General features: G+C 56.4%; 18 protein-coding genes. 8 read left to right on the forward strand and 10 right to left on the reverse strand.

Annotation, left to right across the window (positions count from 1 at the left end; genetic code table 11):
- Nucleotides 1-212 precede the first annotated feature (212 nt).
- Nucleotides 213-2,471, forward strand: coding sequence for a WG repeat-containing protein (locus ACOYIE_RS01180; protein WP_433410054.1), 2,259 nt, complete (start codon nt 213-215; stop codon nt 2,469-2,471).
- 88 nt (nt 2,472-2,559) lie between these two features.
- Here the strand turns inward: ACOYIE_RS01180 and ACOYIE_RS01185 are convergent, their stop codons facing one another.
- Together ACOYIE_RS01185 and trkA are read right to left on the reverse strand one after the other, a co-directional pair.
- Nucleotides 2,560-4,005, reverse strand: a complete 1,446-nt coding sequence (locus tag ACOYIE_RS01185) for a TrkH family potassium uptake protein (protein ID WP_433410056.1) — start codon at nt 4,003-4,005, stop codon at nt 2,560-2,562.
- Nucleotides 4,002-5,372: a Trk system potassium transporter TrkA gene (trkA, locus tag ACOYIE_RS01190; protein WP_433410058.1), complete on the reverse strand. Its 1,371-nt coding sequence runs from the start codon at nt 5,370-5,372 to the stop codon at nt 4,002-4,004. Before trkA ends, ACOYIE_RS01185 begins: the two co-directional genes overlap by 4 nt.
- A 442-nt stretch (nt 5,373-5,814) precedes the next feature.
- Here trkA and nagB point away from each other — a divergent pair, with 442 nt between their 5' ends.
- On the forward strand, nt 5,815-6,555 hold the full coding sequence (nagB, locus tag ACOYIE_RS01195; protein WP_433410060.1) for a glucosamine-6-phosphate deaminase: 741 nt from the start codon (nt 5,815-5,817) through the stop codon (nt 6,553-6,555).
- Between the two features lie 12 nt (nt 6,556-6,567).
- Entirely contained in the window at nt 6,568-7,677 is a 1,110-nt protein-coding gene (nagA, locus tag ACOYIE_RS01200) for an N-acetylglucosamine-6-phosphate deacetylase (RefSeq protein ID WP_433410062.1), read from the forward strand.
- Between the two features lie 178 nt (nt 7,678-7,855).
- Here nagA and ACOYIE_RS01205 read toward each other — a convergent pair whose 3' ends face one another.
- Nucleotides 7,856-9,229 (reverse strand): sodium-dependent transporter, encoded by a 1,374-nt coding sequence (locus ACOYIE_RS01205; protein WP_433410064.1) that lies wholly within the window; start codon nt 9,227-9,229, stop codon nt 7,856-7,858.
- Between the two features lie 41 nt (nt 9,230-9,270).
- Nucleotides 9,271-10,167, reverse strand: a complete 897-nt coding sequence (locus ACOYIE_RS01210) for an FUSC family protein (protein ID WP_433410066.1) — start codon at nt 10,165-10,167, stop codon at nt 9,271-9,273.
- A 139-nt stretch (nt 10,168-10,306) separates the two neighbouring features.
- Here ACOYIE_RS01210 and proC point away from each other — a divergent pair, with 139 nt between their 5' ends.
- From proC to rnhA, 5 genes are all read left to right on the forward strand, one after another.
- Nucleotides 10,307-11,116, forward strand: coding sequence for a pyrroline-5-carboxylate reductase (gene proC, locus ACOYIE_RS01215; protein ID WP_433410068.1), 810 nt, complete (start codon nt 10,307-10,309; stop codon nt 11,114-11,116).
- Between the two features lie 84 nt (nt 11,117-11,200).
- Nucleotides 11,201-11,548, forward strand: a complete 348-nt coding sequence (locus ACOYIE_RS01220) for a hypothetical protein (RefSeq protein ID WP_433410069.1) — start codon at nt 11,201-11,203, stop codon at nt 11,546-11,548.
- 66 nt (nt 11,549-11,614) lie between these two features.
- Nucleotides 11,615-12,487: a radical SAM protein gene (locus ACOYIE_RS01225; RefSeq protein ID WP_433410071.1), complete on the forward strand. Its 873-nt coding sequence runs from the start codon at nt 11,615-11,617 to the stop codon at nt 12,485-12,487.
- 175 nt (nt 12,488-12,662) lie between these two features.
- Nucleotides 12,663-13,262 carry a zinc dependent phospholipase C family protein gene (locus ACOYIE_RS01230; protein ID WP_433410073.1) on the forward strand — a complete coding sequence of 200 codons (600 nt, stop codon included), beginning with the start codon at nt 12,663-12,665 and terminating at the stop codon, nt 13,260-13,262.
- Nucleotides 13,263-13,434: 172 nt separating this feature from the next.
- The gene (gene rnhA / locus ACOYIE_RS01235) at nt 13,435-13,875 is read left to right on the forward strand and encodes a ribonuclease HI (RefSeq protein WP_433410074.1); all 441 of its coding nucleotides are present in this window, start codon (nt 13,435-13,437) and stop codon (nt 13,873-13,875) included.
- Nucleotides 13,876-14,121: 246 nt separating this feature from the next.
- Here rnhA and ACOYIE_RS01240 read toward each other — a convergent pair whose 3' ends face one another.
- The 6 genes from ACOYIE_RS01240 to ACOYIE_RS01265 form a co-directional block, all read right to left on the reverse strand.
- Nucleotides 14,122-14,250, reverse strand: coding sequence for a hypothetical protein (locus ACOYIE_RS01240; protein WP_433410075.1), 129 nt, complete (start codon nt 14,248-14,250; stop codon nt 14,122-14,124).
- 126 nt (nt 14,251-14,376) lie between these two features.
- Nucleotides 14,377-14,568 (reverse strand): ferredoxin, encoded by a 192-nt coding sequence (locus ACOYIE_RS01245; protein WP_433410077.1) that lies wholly within the window; start codon nt 14,566-14,568, stop codon nt 14,377-14,379.
- A 118-nt stretch (nt 14,569-14,686) separates the two neighbouring features.
- A complete protein-coding gene (locus ACOYIE_RS01250; RefSeq protein ID WP_433410078.1) occupies nt 14,687-15,595 on the reverse strand; it encodes an asparaginase in 909 nt (302 codons plus the stop codon).
- A 36-nt stretch (nt 15,596-15,631) separates the two neighbouring features.
- A complete protein-coding gene (locus tag ACOYIE_RS01255; RefSeq protein WP_433410109.1) occupies nt 15,632-16,768 on the reverse strand; it encodes an iron-containing alcohol dehydrogenase in 1,137 nt (378 codons plus the stop codon).
- A gap of 775 nt (nt 16,769-17,543) precedes the next feature.
- Nucleotides 17,544-17,972 carry a hypothetical protein gene (locus ACOYIE_RS01260; protein WP_433410080.1) on the reverse strand — a complete coding sequence of 143 codons (429 nt, stop codon included), beginning with the start codon at nt 17,970-17,972 and terminating at the stop codon, nt 17,544-17,546.
- The gene (locus ACOYIE_RS01265; RefSeq protein ID WP_433410081.1) at nt 17,953-18,630 is read right to left on the reverse strand and encodes a ClpP family protease; all 678 of its coding nucleotides are present in this window, start codon (nt 18,628-18,630) and stop codon (nt 17,953-17,955) included. The genes ACOYIE_RS01260 and ACOYIE_RS01265 overlap by 20 nt, the downstream gene beginning before the upstream one ends.
- Nucleotides 18,631-18,767 lie beyond the last annotated feature (137 nt).

Genomic DNA, 18,767 nt, shown 5'->3' on the forward strand with positions numbered 1-18,767 from the left:
ATAGTCTGTGAAAACATGAGATATTTTACCACTGCGCGCTATGAATGTAAAAGGCTATGCCTTATCTGTAATCAAACTGCAACAAAACTGTAATATTTCGGCGTGGTGTGTCACGTTTGTTACACTTTCCCATGGACTATTGTGAGAATCCGGATGGAACGCTATAATTTAGGTATGGAATAGAATACGGAACCTGAGGATGGGAAAGTGTTATGATAAAAAAACTGATTTCCGCCCTGCTGGTGGCGTTCACCGTCACAGTGGGCGCGTCTGCGGCGCAGACGATTTTTCCGGTCTCACGCACGGATATGGACGGCGTGACCCGATCGGGCTATATGGATGAAAACGGACAGACGGTGCTGCCCTTTGCCTATGCGCGCGCAGGAGAGTTTGCGTCCTGCGGGTTGGCAGCCGTAGAGGATGAAAAATGGCAGACCGCCGTCATCGACCGCACGGGCGAGATTGTGGTGCCCTATGCCGATTCCCCGATATCGGTGGATTTTTCCGATGACATGGTGGCGTACCGCTATGCGGGATGCAGCGTGTATTACACGGTGGAGGGGCGGAAGGTCGGCGCCTATCCGGGCGCGGAAGGCTTTTTCAGCGACGGGCTGCTGCTGTGCAAAAATACGGAGACCGGCCTGTATTTTTATGTGAACGAGGAAGGGGACCCTGCGTTTTCGGGCGAATTCAAAGAAGCCGGCGCGTTTGCCGAGGGCCGCGCGCTGGTGCGCACAACCGACGGCGTTTACATCGCAATTGATACGAAGGGACAGACGCTGTATACGCTGGAAAGCAGCGTCACACCGGCGTATATGACGATTTTTGGAGAGGATACGGTCGTCCTGTCCAACGGCACCAACCAGGCGCTCTATTCGCTGGCCCGCGGCGCATACCTGACCGAATTCCTGTATAACGCCATCTCGGAATTTGAGGACGGCGTGGCGATGGTGCGTCAGATCAACCGCTGGGGGCTGATGGATACCTCGGGCAAGCTGCTGATTGAGCCGTCCTACTACTATCTGTCCTACATGGGGGAGGGGCTGTATGCCGCCCGCGGGGAGGACGGTTCCTGCGCCGCAGTGGATGCAAGCGGCAACATCGCTTACCGGACGACTACCTATGTCGGCGGTTTTAACGAGCTGCGCTACGGCCTGTCCTGGCACGGCCTGTCGGACGGCAGCCTGATTTTCTTCCGCAAAAACGGCGGATATTTTGCCAACCTGAAGAATGCCGAAAACCCGACGCTGCTGAGCGAAAACGTGGTGCGCGTCCGGCAGGACGGCACAACCAAGTATGTCAACCTTTCCGCGGATAAAACGCTGTTTGCCCAGCCGGTTTCCTTTGACCTGGGCGGGGGCATTACGGCCAATACCGTTCACTATGAAAAATTTATCGGCTATCAGGCCGATGGAAGCGAGCATGGCTGGGATGTACATTTTCCGGAAATCAGCGGCCTGCCGGACGCGGGCGCGCAGAAAAGCATCAACGCGGCGATTCGCGATTTCTTCCTGAAAGGGCCTTCGGTTACCGCCGAGTATGAGGCGCTGGAGGGCGGCTACGGCGTATCGGTGGAGGGTTCGGTGCTGGTGGTGTGGGCAAACTGCGTCAGCGGCAAGGGCACAGGTTCTTCTGTGTGGAACAACAACCTGGCGTTTGATCTGTACACCGGCCACCAGTATCAAATCGGTGACTTGCTGAAAAACGGCTATATCGAGCAGGTGAAGGCGCTGCTGCCCGAGGACCATGCGATTTACCTGTACAGTTTTCCGCGGATGAGCGCGGAGGGCATTACCTATTATTATAATGAGTATGAAAGCGAGACGCGCCGCGCGTATACAGAAAGTTTTCTGATCCCGTTTGCGGAGCTGAAGGACGTGCTGGATCCGGAAAGCGCCTGCTATCAGGCGCTGCATACCCCGTATTCCCGCACAGCCAGCCTGACCGGCTTTTCCGATGTGCCCAACTCCCATTGGGCGGTGGAATATATCCGCGCGGTGGAAGAGCGCGGTTTGATGCACGGGGCGCACGGTGCATTCCGGCCGGGCGACCGGATCACCGGAGCCGAAGTCAGCGCGACGGTTGCGCGCAGCCAGAAACTGGTGAAGCCCGCAGCGCTGATGCAGGGGATTCGGGCGGACGCATGGTATGCGGAAGAAGTCAGCGCAGCGCATGCAGCGGGCCTGCTGGACGGTCTGAAAGCGTTCCAGCCCGATGCGCCGATGACGCGCGCGGACGCCATGCAGGTGTTTGCCAATCTGCTGTTGTCGCGCGGCAAGACGCTGCCGGATGAAAAAACGGTGGAAACGACGCTTTCTGCCTTTGCCGATGGGGCGCAGGTGCCGGCAGAGCGGCGCGCAGCGGCTGCCCTGTGCATACGGGAAGGCATGATTCAGGGCTCGGGCGGCAAGCTCAATGCGCAGGGATATTTCACCCGCGCAGAGTTTGCCAAGCTGCTCAGTATGATTTAAACGCTGCAAAGGGCGCGCGAAAGCGTGCCCTTTCTTTGATGATAAGCGAACAAAAAAGCCGCTTTCCGGAAGGAAAGCGGCTTTTGGTTTATCGGTTGCGGTTCCACACGGCGGGGGTGAAGAGCAGCAGCATGGGAAACAGTTCCAGACGGCCGGCCAGCATGTCGAACATCAGCACGATTTTGCTGAGCGGCGGGAAGAAACTGAAGTTGCAGGTCGGGCCGACGAGCGAAAGGCCCGGGCCGACGTTGTTGAGCGTTGCGGCAACCGCGGTGAAATTGGTCACCAGGTCCTGACTGGTCAGGGACAGCAGCAGCACGGACGCGATGAACACCATGCAGTAAGCAATCAAGAATACATTGACCGAACGCATGACTTCATGCTGCACACGCCGGCCGTCCATCTGGTTGACGCGGACCGAGCGCGGATGAATGAGAAATTGCAGTTCTTTTTTGACGCTTTTGGCCATCAGCAGGATACGGGAGCATTTCATGCCGCCGCCCGTTGAACCGGCGCATGCGCCGATGAACATGAGCAGCACCAGAATTGATTTGCTCAGCGCAGGCCACTGGTCAAAGTCCGCAGTGGCAAAGCCCGTGGTTGTGATGATGGAGCCAACTTGGAAGAACGCATGGTGCAGGCCTTCAAAGAAACTGCCGAACAAATGCCGGATATTGAAAGCAATAACCAGCGCGGAGGCAAGGATAACGCCCAGGTAGACGCGCACTTCTTCAATCTGGAAGGCGGATTTGAAGCGCCGCGTCAGCAGCATAAAATATACGCTGAAATTCACGCCGAACAGAATCATGAATACCGTGATAACGCCCTGCAAATAATAACTGTTGTAATGGGCGATGGAATCGTTCCAGATGCCGAAGCCGCCCGTGCCGGCGGTGGCCAGCGCGGTGTTCAGCGCATCAAAGAAGGGCATGCCGCCCAGCAGCAGCAGGATAGTTTGCAGCACCGTCAGTCCAAAGTAGATGCCGTACAGAATGAGCGCCGTATCTTTCAGGTGGGGAGATAGCTTGCTGACCGAGGGGCCGGGGCTTTCCGCGCGCATCAGATAGATGGTGTTGCCGCCGGCAAGCGGCAGAATGGCCAGCATAAATACCAGCACGCCCATGCCGCCTACCCAGTGGGTCAGGCTGCGCCAGAGCAGCGAGGCATGCGAAAGGGCTTCCACATCGGTCAGAATGGTGGCGCCCGTTGTGGTAAAGCCGGAGATGGTTTCAAACATCGCGTCAACAGGCGAAGCGATTTCCCCGCTGAACAGGAAGGGCAGGCAGCCGGTCAGCGCCAGCACAATCCAGCAGCATGCAACGGTAACAAACCCTTCCCGCGCATAAAAGCGGGTGTTTTCCGGCTTGCGGTGGCAGAACAGCCAGCACAGGACGCCGCACAGCAGCGATACGCTGAGATATGCCAGCACAACGGATTCGCCGTAAATGACCGCGGTCAGCGCGGGCAGCAGCAGGAAAACGGCTTCTATGCCGAGCATCCACCCGATCAGACAGCGCACCATTGCATAATTCATGCTTGTGCCCCCGTTTCCGCATCCTGGAAGATATCCTGCAGGTCATTCATGCCCTGGCGGGTGGAAACAACAACAACGGTATCGCCCTCTTCCAGCATATCCTGACCGCGGGGGATGATACGCTGCCCCCTGCGGTTGATGCAGCAGAGCAGCACATCCGGACGGATGGGCATATCCTGTAACGGCACGCCGGTCAGGTCGTGTGCGGCCACGCGGAATTCGAGCGCTTCTGCGCCGCGGAGCTGGTGCAGCGTTTCCACATTGGAGCCCATGGAATTCTGCATCGCGCGGGTGTATTGGCTGATGAGCTCCGCAGTGAGCTGCTTGGGCCGGATGACCGTGCCGAGGGGCAGGCTTTCAATAACTTCCTCAAAATTGGCGCGGTTAATCTTGGTGAACAGCTTGGCCTTGGAGTGCAGGCCGGCATGCAGCGAAAGCAGGATGTTTTCTTCATCCATGCCTGTCATGGAGATAAACGCCTCATAGGTGGAAATGCCCTCTTCGTCCAGCAGGTTGCGGTCGGTGCCGTCGCCGTGGATGATGGTAGCCTCGGGCAGCAGCTCGGAAAGCAGCTCGCAGCGCTCCAGATTGTTTTCGATGATTTTGACCGAAATACCGCTGTCCAGCAGCAGCCGCGCCAGGAAGAACGAGATCTTGCCGCCGCCGATCAGCAGGGCAGAGCGGATATGGTCGTTCGGCACGCCGATGCGCTCGAAAAAGGTGGTTTGTTCAGAAGGCGGCAGAATGACCGCGATATCGTCTCCGGCCTGCAGCACAAAATCGCCCTTGCAGATATGGGTTTTGCCGTTCCGGTGTACCATGCAGATGAGCACATGCGTGTTCAGGCGGGAATTTACCTCGCACACGGCCATGCCGTGCAGGCGGGAGTCTTCCGGAAGGTGAATTTCAAGCAGCTCAATCCGCCCCTTGGCAAAGGTGCTGACACCGATGGCCGAAGGAAAGCGAATCAGACGCGAAACCGCCCGCGCGGTCGAAAGTTCGGGATTGATGACCATGGACAGACCAAGCTCTTCCCGAATAAAGCCGACTTCGGCCGCATACTCGGGATTGCGCACGCGCGCAATGGTATGGCAGCCTGATGCCTTGCGGGCAATCAGGCAGGAGAGCAGATTGATTTCGTCGTGCGCGGTCACAGCAATCAGCAGATCGGCCTGCGTGATGCCGGCTTCCTGCAAAACCGTGTAGTTGGTGCCGCTGCCGGTTACAGAATCGACGTCATACAGGTTGGTGAGTTCTTCCAGCCGCCTCTCGGACAGGTCAACCAGCGTCAGCTCGTGTCCTTCGGCGGAAAGCTGCTCGCACAGGGCGGAACCGACCTTGCCGCAGCCAACAATAATGATGCGCATAGCGCGCCTCCGATCTTCTCTTTATCTAAAATCTGAATCTGATAACTAATGCGATTATAGCCGTTTGTGCGAAAAAAAGCAACCATAATATACACTCGTCGCGCTGAAATGGGCGTTTTGTGGAAAATTGCAAAAATAAAGAATGGTTTTCCGGCGTTTTTTAAGGGGAAAGGTATTGCGAAAGCGGAGTGGGTTTGCTACAATACAATAAACCAATAAACATTTTTTGGTTTGTGCAGTGCGGATGCAGTTGCGCCAGTTGGAGGAAGCCAGATTTCAGCAGCGGGTCCTGTGGAGAACGGGCATTTTATCTGCGTGGAAATTTGGTTATTTTTGTTTTTTGGCGTATGCCGCCCGCTTTGCAGCGGTTGTGTTGCCGGCAGAACCGGAAATGCGGTGCAAACCGGCGTATGAGCGTTGATCAGATAAGGGGTTACTGGAAATGAAAATTATTCGAACAAAAGATTATCAGGAGATGAGCTGCAAGGCAGCGGGCATTATCGCGGCGCAGGTGCTGCTCAAGCCGGCCTCCGTGCTGGGCCTGGCCACGGGTTCGTCTCCCATCGGCCTGTATGAACAGCTGGTCAAGTGGTATCAGAACGGCGATATTGATTTCGGCGAATGCACCACATTTAATCTGGATGAGTACCGCGGCCTGCCTGCGGACCATGACCAGAGCTACCACTATTTTATGCATAAGCACTTTTTTGACCATGTCAATATTCCGCAGGAACGGATTCACCTGCCGGACGGTACACAGCAGGACGCGGACCGTGAGTGCGCGCGCTATGATGCGGCGATTCAGGCTGCCGGCGGCATTGATTTGCAGCTGCTCGGCATGGGCCTGAACGGTCATATCGGGTTTAACGAGCCGGCCGGCCATTTCTACAAGGGCACCCACTGCATCAACCTGACCCAGTCCACCATTGAGGCGAATAAGCGCTTTTTTGCCTCGGCGGATGATGTGCCGCGCCAGGCCTATACCATGGGCGTGCAGAACATTATGATGGCCCGCCGCATCGTCGTCGTGGTTTCCGGCGAAAATAAGGCGGATACCGTGCGCGAGGCGTTCTTCGGCCCGATTACGCCGCATGTGCCGGCTTCCATCCTTCAGCTTCATCCCGATGCATTTGTGGTTGCAGATGAGGCGGCGCTGTCCAAATGCGGAAGGCTGCTCAAATAAGAAGGCAATATCATGGAATTTAAAAACCTGAAGGTTTACCAGCCGGACGGCGTTTTTCAAACCGGAGAACTGATCATAGCGGGCGACCGGATTGTATCTGCCGCCCCCTCGGCGGACGCCTGCGATATGGGCGGCTTGTACGCGGTGCCCGGCCTGGTGGATTTGCATCTGCACGGCTGCGCAGGCTATGATTTCTGCGATGGTACGCATGAGGCAATATCGGCCATTGCGCGCTATCAGGCGGAAAACGGTGTGGCGGCCATCTGTCCGGCCACAATGGCGTATCCGGAGCAAAAGCTGTCCGCTGTGATGGAGGCCGCTGCAAGCTATGTGCCCGAACGCAGGGATGCGGCGCTTGCCGGCATCCATCTGGAAGGGCCGTTTGTCTCTGCCGCCAAAAAGGGCGCGCAGAACGGCGCATATATCTGCCGGCCGGATGCAGAGCTGCTCCGCCGCCTGCAGCAAAAGGCAAACGGGCTGATTAAGCTGTGCGGCGTTGCGCCCGAGGTGGACGGCGCGCTGGACATGATTGAGCAGCTTGCGGGAGAAGTTCGCATTTCTCTTGGCCATACAGAGGCGGATTATGACACCGCCTGCGAGGCCTTTCGCCGCGGGGCGCGGCAGGTGACCCACCTGTACAACGCCATGCAGCCCTTCGGCCACCGCTCGCCGGGCGTTGTCGGCGCGGCGGCGGACAGCGATGAGGTCAGCGTGGAGCTGATTACAGACGGCGTGCATCTGCATCCTGCGGCGGTGCGCGCGTCGTTCCGGCTGTTTGCAGGGCGCGTGATTCTGGTTTCGGACAGCATGCGCGCGGCCGGCCTGCCGGATGGTGCGTATTCGCTGGGCGATCAGGAGGTTACGGTGCGCGGCGGGCATGCCACGCTGCAGGACGGCACGATTGCCGGTTCGGTCACCAGCCTGCTGGACTGTGTCCGCTGTGCGGTGGGCATGGGCATTCCGCTGGGCGAAGCGATTCGCTCGGCTTCGACCAATCCGGCGCGCGCCATTGGCATTTCGCATGATTACGGCTCGCTTGAGCCGGGCAAACTGGCCAATGTGATTCTGCTGGATGAAGAGCTGGAGGTACACTCCATCATTCTGCGCGGTCAAATCCTTTAATTTTGCCACCCTCCCCCCTGCCGGAGCGTCTCGGGTCTCTGTACCCGGGGCGCTCCGTTTTTATATTTCAGAAGGGGGGATGTTGGCGCATTCTGCCGTCTGAAAAAACAGGCCTGCATGGACGCTGTGCTGCGCATGAAAAAAAGCTCTCCCGACGGAGAGCTTTTTTCATTAGCAATTAAATGGAGATGATGCCCGTAACTTTAAGCAGCTCGCCCGCGAGGATGCACACAATCAGGATGGGCGCAATATAGCGGACCATTACCTCAAACAGGCGCTTGCGGTGGAAGGGGAAGTTGCGCTCCACCTCGTCAGACACCACATGGGTGCCGACAACCCAGCCGACCAGAATACAGGTGAAGAAGGCGACGATGGGCATCAGAATCGAGTTGGAGATAAAGTCGAAGAAATCGAGGAACTGCATGCCAAGCACGGTGATGCCCGCCCAGGGACCATAGCCCAGGCAGGAGGGGATGCCGAGCAGCAGGATAAACGCGGTTACGGCAATGGCCGCCGCCTTCCGCTTCCAGTGCAGCTTGTCGCACACGATGGATACAACCGTCTCCATCAGCGAGATGGAAGAGGTCAGCGCTGCAAGCAGAACCAGCAGGAAAAATACCAGGCCGACAACGTTGCCCATCCACATGCGCTCAAATACCTTGGGCAGCGTGCCGAACATCAGGCCGGGGCCGGCGTTGATGCCGGAGGGGTCGCCGCCGTTGAATGCAACCACAGCGGGGACGATCATCAGGCCGGCGATGAACGCAATGGCCGTATCGAAAATTTCAATCTGGCCAACCGAGCCTTCCAGACTGGACTCCGCCGGCATATAAGAACCGTAAGTGATCATGATGCCCATGGCCAGCGACATGGAATAGAACATCTGACCCATGGCAGCCAGCACGGTTGTGCCGGAGAAGTGGCTGAAATCAGGCACCAGATAGAACTTCAGGCCCTCAATCGCGCCCGGCATGGTCAGCGAGAATACCGCTACAATGATGGACAGAATAACGAGCACTGGCATCATGACCTTGGATACCTTTTCAATGCCCTTTTCTACGCCAAGAAGCACAACCAGCGCCGTGGCCAGCACATAGAGGACGAACCAGAACACCGGCGTTTCAAACAGACCGGTTTCGGCAAAGCTGATGAAGTTGCCGAAGTAGGAATCGGCTGCCAGCGCGCTGCCGCCGCCCGTGATATACTCACACAGGTACTTGGTGACCCAGCCGCCGATGACGCAGTAATACGGCGTAATAATCATCGGAACGAGCGAGGCAAGCCAGCCAAGCGCGGAAAAGCGTTTATCCAGCGCACGGTAAGCGCCGATGCAGGACAGGCCGGTTTTGCGGCCGATGGCAATTTCGGTAATCATGAGTGCAAAGCCAAAAGTAACGGCAAGAATCAGATATACCAGCAAAAAAATACCGCCGCCGTATTTCGCGGCGAGATACGGAAACCGCCAGATGTTGCCCAGTCCCACAGCCGAGCCGGCCGCAGCCAGCACAAAGCCGACGCGGCTGGAAAAACTGCTTCTGTTTTTCTTTTCCATGTTGCTTTTTGAACTCCCTTACTTGCTTTAAATTTCTCTTTTTACGATTCTGCGCGGATGAACTCATCTAAATACTGGTAGGCGCGCAGCAGACCTTCCAGATGATAATTGCCGACAATGTCGGGCTCGTTTTGGCTGGGCGCAGGCAAATCATCCGGCGCGCACAGCCCGAGCACGGAAAGCCGTGCCGCATTTTCGGGCGACAGCCGGCCGCGCTCATCCATGGAGCACAGCGCGAACAGTTCGGCCGCGATGGATTGCGCAAGCTGTTCGCAGCCGCGCAGATAAACTGCCTGGGCGGCATGGTCGGGCGTCCGGAAGATGTTCTGCTTTTCAAAGATGGAAAGCTCTTCGGAAATACGCCTGAGCTGCCGGCGCAGCGGGGCCAGATCGGGATAGCGCCCATACAGCACCCGTTCACTGGTCAGCGAGGGAACGGACTGCAAAAAATGCGTGAACAGCAGGTCGATCTGCGCGCGGTTGTTGTACGGCTTGATGAGCAGATTGACGGCAAGCGCGGTGGCAAGGCCGATGGAAGTATCCAGCAGGCGGTTGACGCCGTAAAGGAACGCTTCCTCCGCCGGGCTGAGACAGACCGACACAAATACCATGCAGGCCAGCGGCACAGCAAATTGCAGCCGCAGACGTACGCACAGCAGAATGAGCACAACCAGGCCCAGACCGATGCCGAAACAACCGAGGCCGCTCCATACCCCAACAAATACTGCGCCGAAACCGGCGCCCAGAAGAATGCCGAAAAACTGTGTCCGGCAGGAGGGGAAGGCGTCGCCCACCGTGCGGCTCATTGCGACAATTGCGCCAATCGCCGCAAAAATGGGCGCAGGCGAGCCGCGCAGGCCGGCAAAAAACAAAGCCAGCGCAACCGCAAGCCCTGTCTTGACCGTGCGCAGACCAATGTGCGGAACAAGCCGTCCCATAGTGTTACGCCCTTCCTTTGAAGATATAACTAACTTATTGTACCACAAAAGCGGGGCAGCAATCAAGAGGTTTACACGGAAAAGACACTCGTGCTATAATTTATATAAAATATACCGCTATATAAAGAAGGCGTTTCAAATGAAAAAATATCGTTTTGGTGTGATTGGCGCGGGCAATATGGGCATGGCCATTGTCCGCGGAGCGGTCGGCGCGGGGCTGTTTGCGCCGGAGCAGGCGCTTCTGTGCAACCGCAGTGCGCAAAAGCGCGCGGCGCATGCGGCGGAAGGCTATGCTGTGACCGATGACAATACGCAGGTGTATACGCAATGCGAAACGGTGCTGCTGGCAGTCAAACCGCAGAATTTTGATGCGGTGCTGCCCGCGCTGGGCCTGTGCGGCGGAGAAAAACCGCTGGTTGTGTCCATTGCGGCCGGTGTGTCGTTTGCAAAGATGGAGGCTGCGTTGGGCGCGGATACGGCCATCATCCGCGTTATGCCCAACACGCCGCTGATGCTGGGCGCAGGCGCGGCGCAGCTGGTGAAGAACGCGGCCGCATCGGCAGAGCAGCTTGCCGCCGTGCGCACCCTGTTTGATACGATGGGCGTTACCGCCGTGTTTGAGGAGGAGCGCATGCTCAACGAAGTGATTCCCTATGCGGGCTCGGCACCGGCGTATCTGTACGCCTTTGCCGATGCGATGGTGCAGAGCGCGGCGCAGCACGGCATTGCGGAGGCGGACGCGCTCTCCATGTTCTGCCAGACGATGATTGGCTCAGCGCAGATGCTGCTGCGGGGCGATAAGACCCCGGCCGAGCTGATAAGCGCGGTATGCTCGCCCGGCGGCACGACGCTGGAGGGCATGAAGGTGCTCGAAGATCGCAAGTTCTATGAAATCGTTGCCGAAATGTGCGATAAATGTATTGCGCGCGCGTATGAGCTGGGCAAATAACCGGTTTGCCGTCATTGACTTGGCTGGTCTGATGTGGTAAAGTATTTGTATAATCACCATCACTTTGAGAGGAAGTGGACGAACGTGAAGAATTCAACAAAAGTGAAAGCGGGTCTGCTGCTGACCAGCCTGGCCTGTGCGGCCGGTGCAACGGCGGCGCTGGTGCTGCTGCAGAAGAAACGGGAAGAGGAAGTTTATCACGAAGCTGAGCTCAAGGCGATGGACGAGTTGGAAGAGATGATGCGCGCCGAATCCGACTGTGCCTCCTGCGCCTGCGCGGAAGAATGCGCGACGGTTGAGCACCCTGTCTATCAGGACGCGGCTGACGAGGACGCGCCGGCAGAACCGGAAAAACCGGCAGAGCCGGAAGACAAGCCGGAGCAGCCGGCAGAAGAAGCGCCTGCGGAGCCGGAAGCAAAGACCGAAGAATAAACAAAGCCATACGGGCGGAGAAGTTTTCTCTCTGCCCGCATTTTTATACCGAAGGGAGACAGAGCCATGATCGAATATGAGGGGCGCGTGTTCCGTCCGCCGTCTGAGGCGTACAGCCTGATTGTGCAGGTGACCATCGGATGCAGCCATAATAAATGTACGTTCTGCGATATGTATAAGGAAAAGCGTTTCCGCGTGCGCAAGCTGGAGGATGTCAAGCGGGATTTTGACGAGGCCCGCCGCATGTACCGCAGGGTTTCGCGCATTTTTCTGGCGGACGGCGATGCGCTGATGTGCCGGCCGGAGCATATGGCGGAAATTCTGCGGTATATCCGGCAGGTCTTTCCGGAATGCGAGCGGGTGACGAGTTATGGTTCGCCTGCGTCCATTCTGTGCAAAAAGCAGGAAGACCTGAACCTGCTGCATGAACTGGGGCTGGAAATGATTTACCTGGGACTGGAGTCGGGTTCGGACGAGGTGCTGCGCCGCGTCAACAAGGGCGAAACGGCGGACGAGATCGTGCGCGCCGGTCTGATGGTCAAGGAAGCCGGCATGAAACTTTCGGTTACCTGCATTGCCGGTCTGGGGTCGCTTGAACTGTCGGAAGAGCACGCGGTCAAAACAGCAGAAGCGCTTTCCCGCATGAAGCCCGAATATATCGGCCTGCTGACCCTGCTGTTTGAACTGCCGACCCCGCTGATGCGGGATTGGCAGGAGGGACGCTTTTATTTGATGAATCCGGTTGAAATTGCGCAGGAAACATTGGTCCTTCTGGAGCATATTGACGCGGAGGGGAGCGTGTTCCGCGCAAACCATGCTTCCAATTATGTCAACCTGGCCGGTACGCTCAATCGGGACCGCGCGGCGATGTGTGCCCGGCTGCGGCAGGCGCTGGAGGGAAAAATAGGGTTCCGCAGTGAGGCATTCAGAGCAAGGTAGCTAAAACATAACAATAAATATTGTTAAAAATGACGATAAATATGGGGATTGTCTGTGCTTTTCGCTGAAATTAAAAAAAGGGGGAGACAAGGCGCATAAAGTGTGATATACTGGTTTCGAATTGAGCGTTAAGAAACCGTTAAGACAGGCTGGAAGCCTTGATGGAGGATTGTTGATGGATTCCGTTTCCCATATCCATGTCGCAAATCTGCTGATGGACTATGTAGAGCAGACGTGCGGCGTTACCTTTGATACGAGCGGTTTTGTGTATGGCAACCTGAAGCCCGACCTGACGGGCACTTACCTGACCAAGCGCCATTATCCCTCGCTGATGATGGACGAGGTGATGGATAAAATCCATGCATTTGTAAGCAAATACACCATCGCGCCGACGAACGGCCGCGATCTTTCGGTGGATTTGGGCGAAATCTGCCACTTTATGACCGATTTCTTCACCTTCCCGCACAATGATGACATCTATGACCGCAATCTGCTGGCGCATTATGTGTATGAAAAGCGCATCGCGCTGATTATCCGCCGCCGCATGACCGAAGCGCGGTTTGAGGAATGGGTCAGCCCCATCATCCCGCCGCTCTCGGTGGACGCGCTGATTTCCCGCATTGGCAAGATGCATGAGGAATACCGTGCTGCCGGCCGTCATCATTGCATCAATGATGATCTGATGTACATTTGCCGCGTGACCACCATGGTTGTGCTGTCGATCATCAGCATTGTGTACGAGCAGGCGGAGGCGCCTGCGGCGGTTATCGCATAATTTTATTTTAGACACTATCGAATCACGCCTTTCGAAAGCTTTAGCGCTGAAACGCCGTCCGGCTGCCGGACGGCGTTTCGCATTGCGGCGGCGCCTTTGCAGGCGTCCTCCGGCTGCGCTTGACAGATGCGGCAAGATGTGCTGTAATGAAGAAAAACAATCAGGAGACGGTATGAAAAACGTAACGATTTATACAGACGGCGCATGCTCGGGCAATCCCGGCCCGGGCGGCTGGGGCGCCATCCTCCAATATGGCAAATATGAAAAGGAATTGTCCGGTTCGGAAAAATCCACCACCAATAATCGGATGGAGCTGCTCGGCGTCATTTCCGCGCTGGAGGCGCTGACCGAGCCGTGCGCGGTTGAGCTGTATTCGGACAGCCGCTATGTGGTGGACGGGATTACAAAAGGGTGGGCCAAAAGCTGGCGCGCCAGAGGATGGGTCAAAAGCGATAAAAAACCGGCCAAAAACCCGGAACTATGGGGCCGGCTGCTCGATTTGCTGGACAGACACAGCGTTCGGTTTCACTGGGTGAAGGGGCATGCGGAAAATCCGTATAACAACCGCTGCGACGAGCTGGCCGTGGCCGAATATCAGAAATATAAGGCGTAAATCTGCGCCGCAGGCAAAAAAGCCGCCCGCAAGCAATGCTTGCGGACGGCTTTTCGGTTTCTGTTCAGCTGAACGGGTCAGCCGCGCTTGCAGGGGTTCTGCGCACGGCTGTAAGTGCGGACCAGATGGCGGACATAGCCGTTCTGGCGGGCGCAGGTCTCGCTCATGCGAACCAGAGAATCAACAAATGCGTTCATGCAGTATCCTTCTTTCTGTCAGGGGTCGTATTGCAGAGAAGCGGGCCGGTCAGCCGCGCTTGGAACCGGTTCGGTGAGAAATCTCGCCGCCGTGTCTGCGGACCAGACTGCGAACGTATCCGTTGTTCTCCATCATCGTTTCGCTCATGGTAATGAGTGCCTTTGCAAATTTGTTCATGATTGCGGCCTTCTTTCTTTTTATGATTTGTCTATATAATACGCTATTTTTTTGTGCAAAACAATATGCCTGCTGTACGAATTATACAAACTGAAATAGAAAGAATTGTGCAATATAAATAAAAAGTTAGCAGTCGGTGTGAATTACGGATACCGGACAGCCGCCGGCAGCCTGCCGGGCGCCGTCCTGCTGCTCGGGCGTATCGGGCTGGTGGTGTACTTCGGCAAGGCCGTCTTCCGCAATACGGAATACATCGGGGCAGGTGCTTTCGCACAGGCCGCAGGAGATACAGCCGTCGCGATCAATGGTAACGTGCATCAGCAAATCCTCCTTTCCGTCTTCAGTATGTGCGGCGCGCGGCGGCGGTATGTATGGAAATGCTGTGCAGTGCAAAAAAACGGACGCAGAAGCGTCCGTTTTGCAGAAATTTTCATTTTTAAATTTCGCCGCACATGATGGCTGCAAGCGCATCCTCGGTTGTGCGGTGGCCGAGCGAGATAGCGCCCAGCGCTTCGGCGCGGCGGCCGACTTCGTATTTATCCAAATCGGTATCGCCCTCCATGCACTGGCTGGTCAGGTAAACCCTGGTGCCGCTCTGAATGAGCTTTTGCACCACCTTTTCCAGCCGCTGCGGAATGCCGCCCGAACCGAATCCCTCGATAATGACGTTGGGATAGCGGTTGAGAAAGTCGAAAATGGACGGGTCCAGATCGGGCACGAGCTTGAGCAGCACGATGCGGGGGTCGATTTTGTCAATAAATTTGGGTTCGCCGCCGAGGAGCGGTACAATTTTCAGCCAGACGCGGCCGTTTTCATCCACTGTGCCGGCAAGCGGCGCGCCGATGGAGCGGAAGGCGTCCGTATCGGTCGTATGTACCTTGCAGACGTGGTTGCCGCGGATGATCTGTCCGTGCAGCACGGCGGCCACGCCGACATAGCCGGCGTCAATCACGCGGAAAGAGTCCAGCAGATTGCGTTCTGCGTCCGAATCGGGCTCGCCCATCGGGTGCATCGAGCCGGTCAGAATGATCGGCTTGGTCGGATTTTTGAGCACATGATACAGGAATGCAGCCGTATAGCTGAGGGTATCCGTGCCGTGCGCGATGACGAAACCGTCATACCGGTCATAGTTCTGCCAGATAATTGTGGCCAGGTTCATGCGGTCCTCGGCGGACATATCGGTGGAGTCGATACTGAAGGGATTTTCGACAACCACCTTGCAGATGCGGCCGAATTCAGGCAGATAATCAAGCAGCTCCTCACCGGTGAGCGAAGGGGCGAGGCCGTGGCCTGTCTGGCGGCTGGCAATGGTGCCGCCGGTGGCGAGCATCAGAACATGTTTCATAAAGGGTTCCTCCTTTGGTATCAGGCGCAGCGCGTGTTACCGGAAGCTGGCCTGCAAAATGGCGATCACGTCTTCGCGCGACAGCGGCGCAGGGTCAAGACGGAACAGGCCGCCCATGGTCTGCGCGGCATTGTCTGCAATCCAGCCGAACTCGTCGGGGGTGAAGCCGTATTCGCTCATGCGCAGCGTGTCCACGCCGCAGGCCTGCATCAGCTGGTCCAGCGCGGCAAGGAAGTCTTCGGGCGCGGCGGCGTCCGTCCGTCTCAGGGCGCGCGCAAGCGCAGTCAGACGGTTGGGAATGACCGGTGCAAAGTGCTGCCAGTAAGCCCGGGCAATCATAATCAGGCCGGCGCCGTGCGGCAGCGCGGGATGCCGTGCGCTCATGGCGTGTTCGATGGCGTGTTCGCCCGTGCAACTGGACAACGTTTCCACAAAGCCGGCCAGGGTGTTGCCCAGCGCGACGTTGGCGCGGGCATCCTTGTCGTCCCCGTTCTGCACGGCGTCCGCAAGCGACTGGCCGATCAGTTCGACGGCACGCAGCGCGAACATGTCGCTCATGGGGCTGGCGGTGCGGGCGATATAGCCTTCGCAGGCGTGGAAGAGCGCGTCAAAGCCCTGATAAGCCGTCGGACGCGGCGGAACGGTCAGCATAAAATCGGGGTCGACGATGGACAATGCCGGAAAACATTTTTCGCCGCCTCCGCCGATTTTTTCCTCTCCGTTGGTGATAACGGTAAAGGGGTCGGCCTCCGTGCCGGTGCCCGCAGTCGTCGGAATGGCAACGATGGGCAGCGCGTCGTTCCGGATGCGCTGGCCGCCGCCCGTGCCGCCGTGGATATAATCCCACCAGTCTCCGTCGTTGGTCGCCATGACGGCAGCCGCCTTGGCGGTATCAATCGACGAGCCGCCGCCGAGTCCGACGACGAAGGCGATGCGTTGTTCGCGGCAGATGGCCGCGCATGCGCGCACGCCTTCGATGGTGGGGTTGGGCTGCACTTTATCATAAACGATGGTCTCGTGTCCGCCCTGCGCCAGCGCAGCGGCAACTTTATCCACATAACCGAATCGGGTGGTCGACGAACCGCCCGTGATAATCAGTCCCCGGCCCTCCGGCAGGCGGGCTTTGGCCAGCCGGTCGACTGCGCCGGAGCCGAAATACAGGCGCGTGGGCATATAAAAGCTGAATGGATTCAAAGCGTTCCCTCCTTAAAAAAGGGGGTCCAAAGACCCCCAAAAAGCACAGAATGATTTCCCGCGTGCGGGATGGGTGCCGAAAAAACACCCAACAACAATATTATAGCAAATTCTGTTTCCGATGAAAAGAGGGAAAACGACGAAAGAGGAAAGAAAAAATTATACAATATAACCATTAAAACAATAAATATTCCGCTTGACATTGTGCAATATGAATGATATTATAATGGCACAGAAAAGGAAAGGGCAAACACCAAAGGGACGCAGGGCAGGGGCCCTGAGAGAGGCGTAAACCCGAATCCATCTGTAAAGACCGGCAGGCGGACAAACTGCCGAGAAAGGGGTGAGTCCAATGGTAACAGAAGAAACGTCCTATTCGTTCGCGGGACTCGCCGCGGCGCTGTAACCGAAACGATCAAGGTGATAGCTATAAGAAAGAGCGAGTTCCAGAAAAACAAAACGAACCGCCTGAAAAGCGCGATCGGCTTCTGAAAGTAGGAACGGCACCTTTGAGGAAGCTATCCTCGTGAAAAAACATCCGTAGAAACATACTGGCAAGTAAAGCGGATCGAGGCAGCAGGAAAGTAAGGTTCAGAACATGGAAGAACCCTGTGGACAATGATGCGTTGGTGAATGAAAAATATATCCGAACGATACCTGCAAATCATGATAGCATGCATCCAAAGACCGATGGGTATACTGATGAGTATGATGCACAAGTCAAAAAATGGAGAGCGGATTGGCTGAGATCATATCAACGCGCTGCAAGAAAATCCATATGATGCAGGAACAGATCGAAATATAACCCGCCGAGTAAAGGACGCATCCTCCCAAAATTGACAATAGAGTTTCTGCATGTAAGAAGAGTTATCAAAAATAACTCTGGTAATGAAAAATTACAATGAACCGCAGCCGCGTGAATCCCGCGAATGATAGGATGGCAGGACGAAAACCAGACACAGCAAAAGCCAGACACAACCATTTCTTCAAAAAATGTTTTACAGCCTTTTGAAAAAATTCGCTTGCAGTGGGAAGCATTCCGCTGGGGGAAAGGCGGATGAATTTCAATAAAGAAAGAGAAGAGTTCCAATGGCAAATGAACAGTAAAAAGCCTCGTCGGTTGGCAAACGGACGAGGCTTTTTTGATGCCGGAAACCCGCCTGTCAGCCACGGTTGGCTGCAATCATGCCGTACAGTACATCAAGCGCTTCGCTCAGCGTGCCGACGGCGTCAATCAGGCCAAGCGAAACGGCCTGGCTGCCCGATATGACAGTGCCGACATCGGCGGTGAGCTGGCCGGTTTCCCGCATCAGCGCCTTGAGCTGGTCTGCGGAAATGTGCGAATGCGCGGTGATGAAATCCACAATGCGCTCCTGGATTTTGGACAGGTATTCAAACGCCTGCGGCACGGCAATAATGGTGCCGTTCATGCGCACGGGATGAATGGTCATGGCGGCGGAAGCCGCAATGAAGCTTTTTTTGGCCGCAACGGCCAGCGGTACGCCGATGGAGTGGCCGCCGCCGAGCACAAGTGATACGGTCGGCTTTTTCATGCCGGCGATCAGCTCGGCAATGGCGAGACCGGCCTCCACATCGCCGCCGACGGTGTTGAGTAAAATCAGCATGCCGTCAATTTCATCGGCCTGTTCCACAGCGGTGATCTGCGGGATCAGGTGTTCATACTTGGTGGTTTTGTTTTGCGCGGGCAGTTCCATATGGCCCTCAATCTGTCCGGCGATGGTGATGCAGTGTACGGTGCCGCGCGCTGTATGCGCAGTGATTGAGCCGGTTTCTGAAATGCTGTTTTCTTCCGGCGCCTTGATGGGCTGGATTTCTTCCATTGTGGAAAAACCTCCTTTTATGCACAAGAGAATACAGAATCAGTGTGCCGCATATGGACAAATTTCATGCACAGGGCACGGAAAAAAACGGAAATATTACAAAGGGTAAACGGCGCGTGACAGTATTGGGGGCATAA

Source organism: Agathobaculum sp., from assembly GCF_050946325.1.
Lineage (GTDB): Bacteria > Bacillota > Clostridia > Oscillospirales > Butyricicoccaceae > Agathobaculum.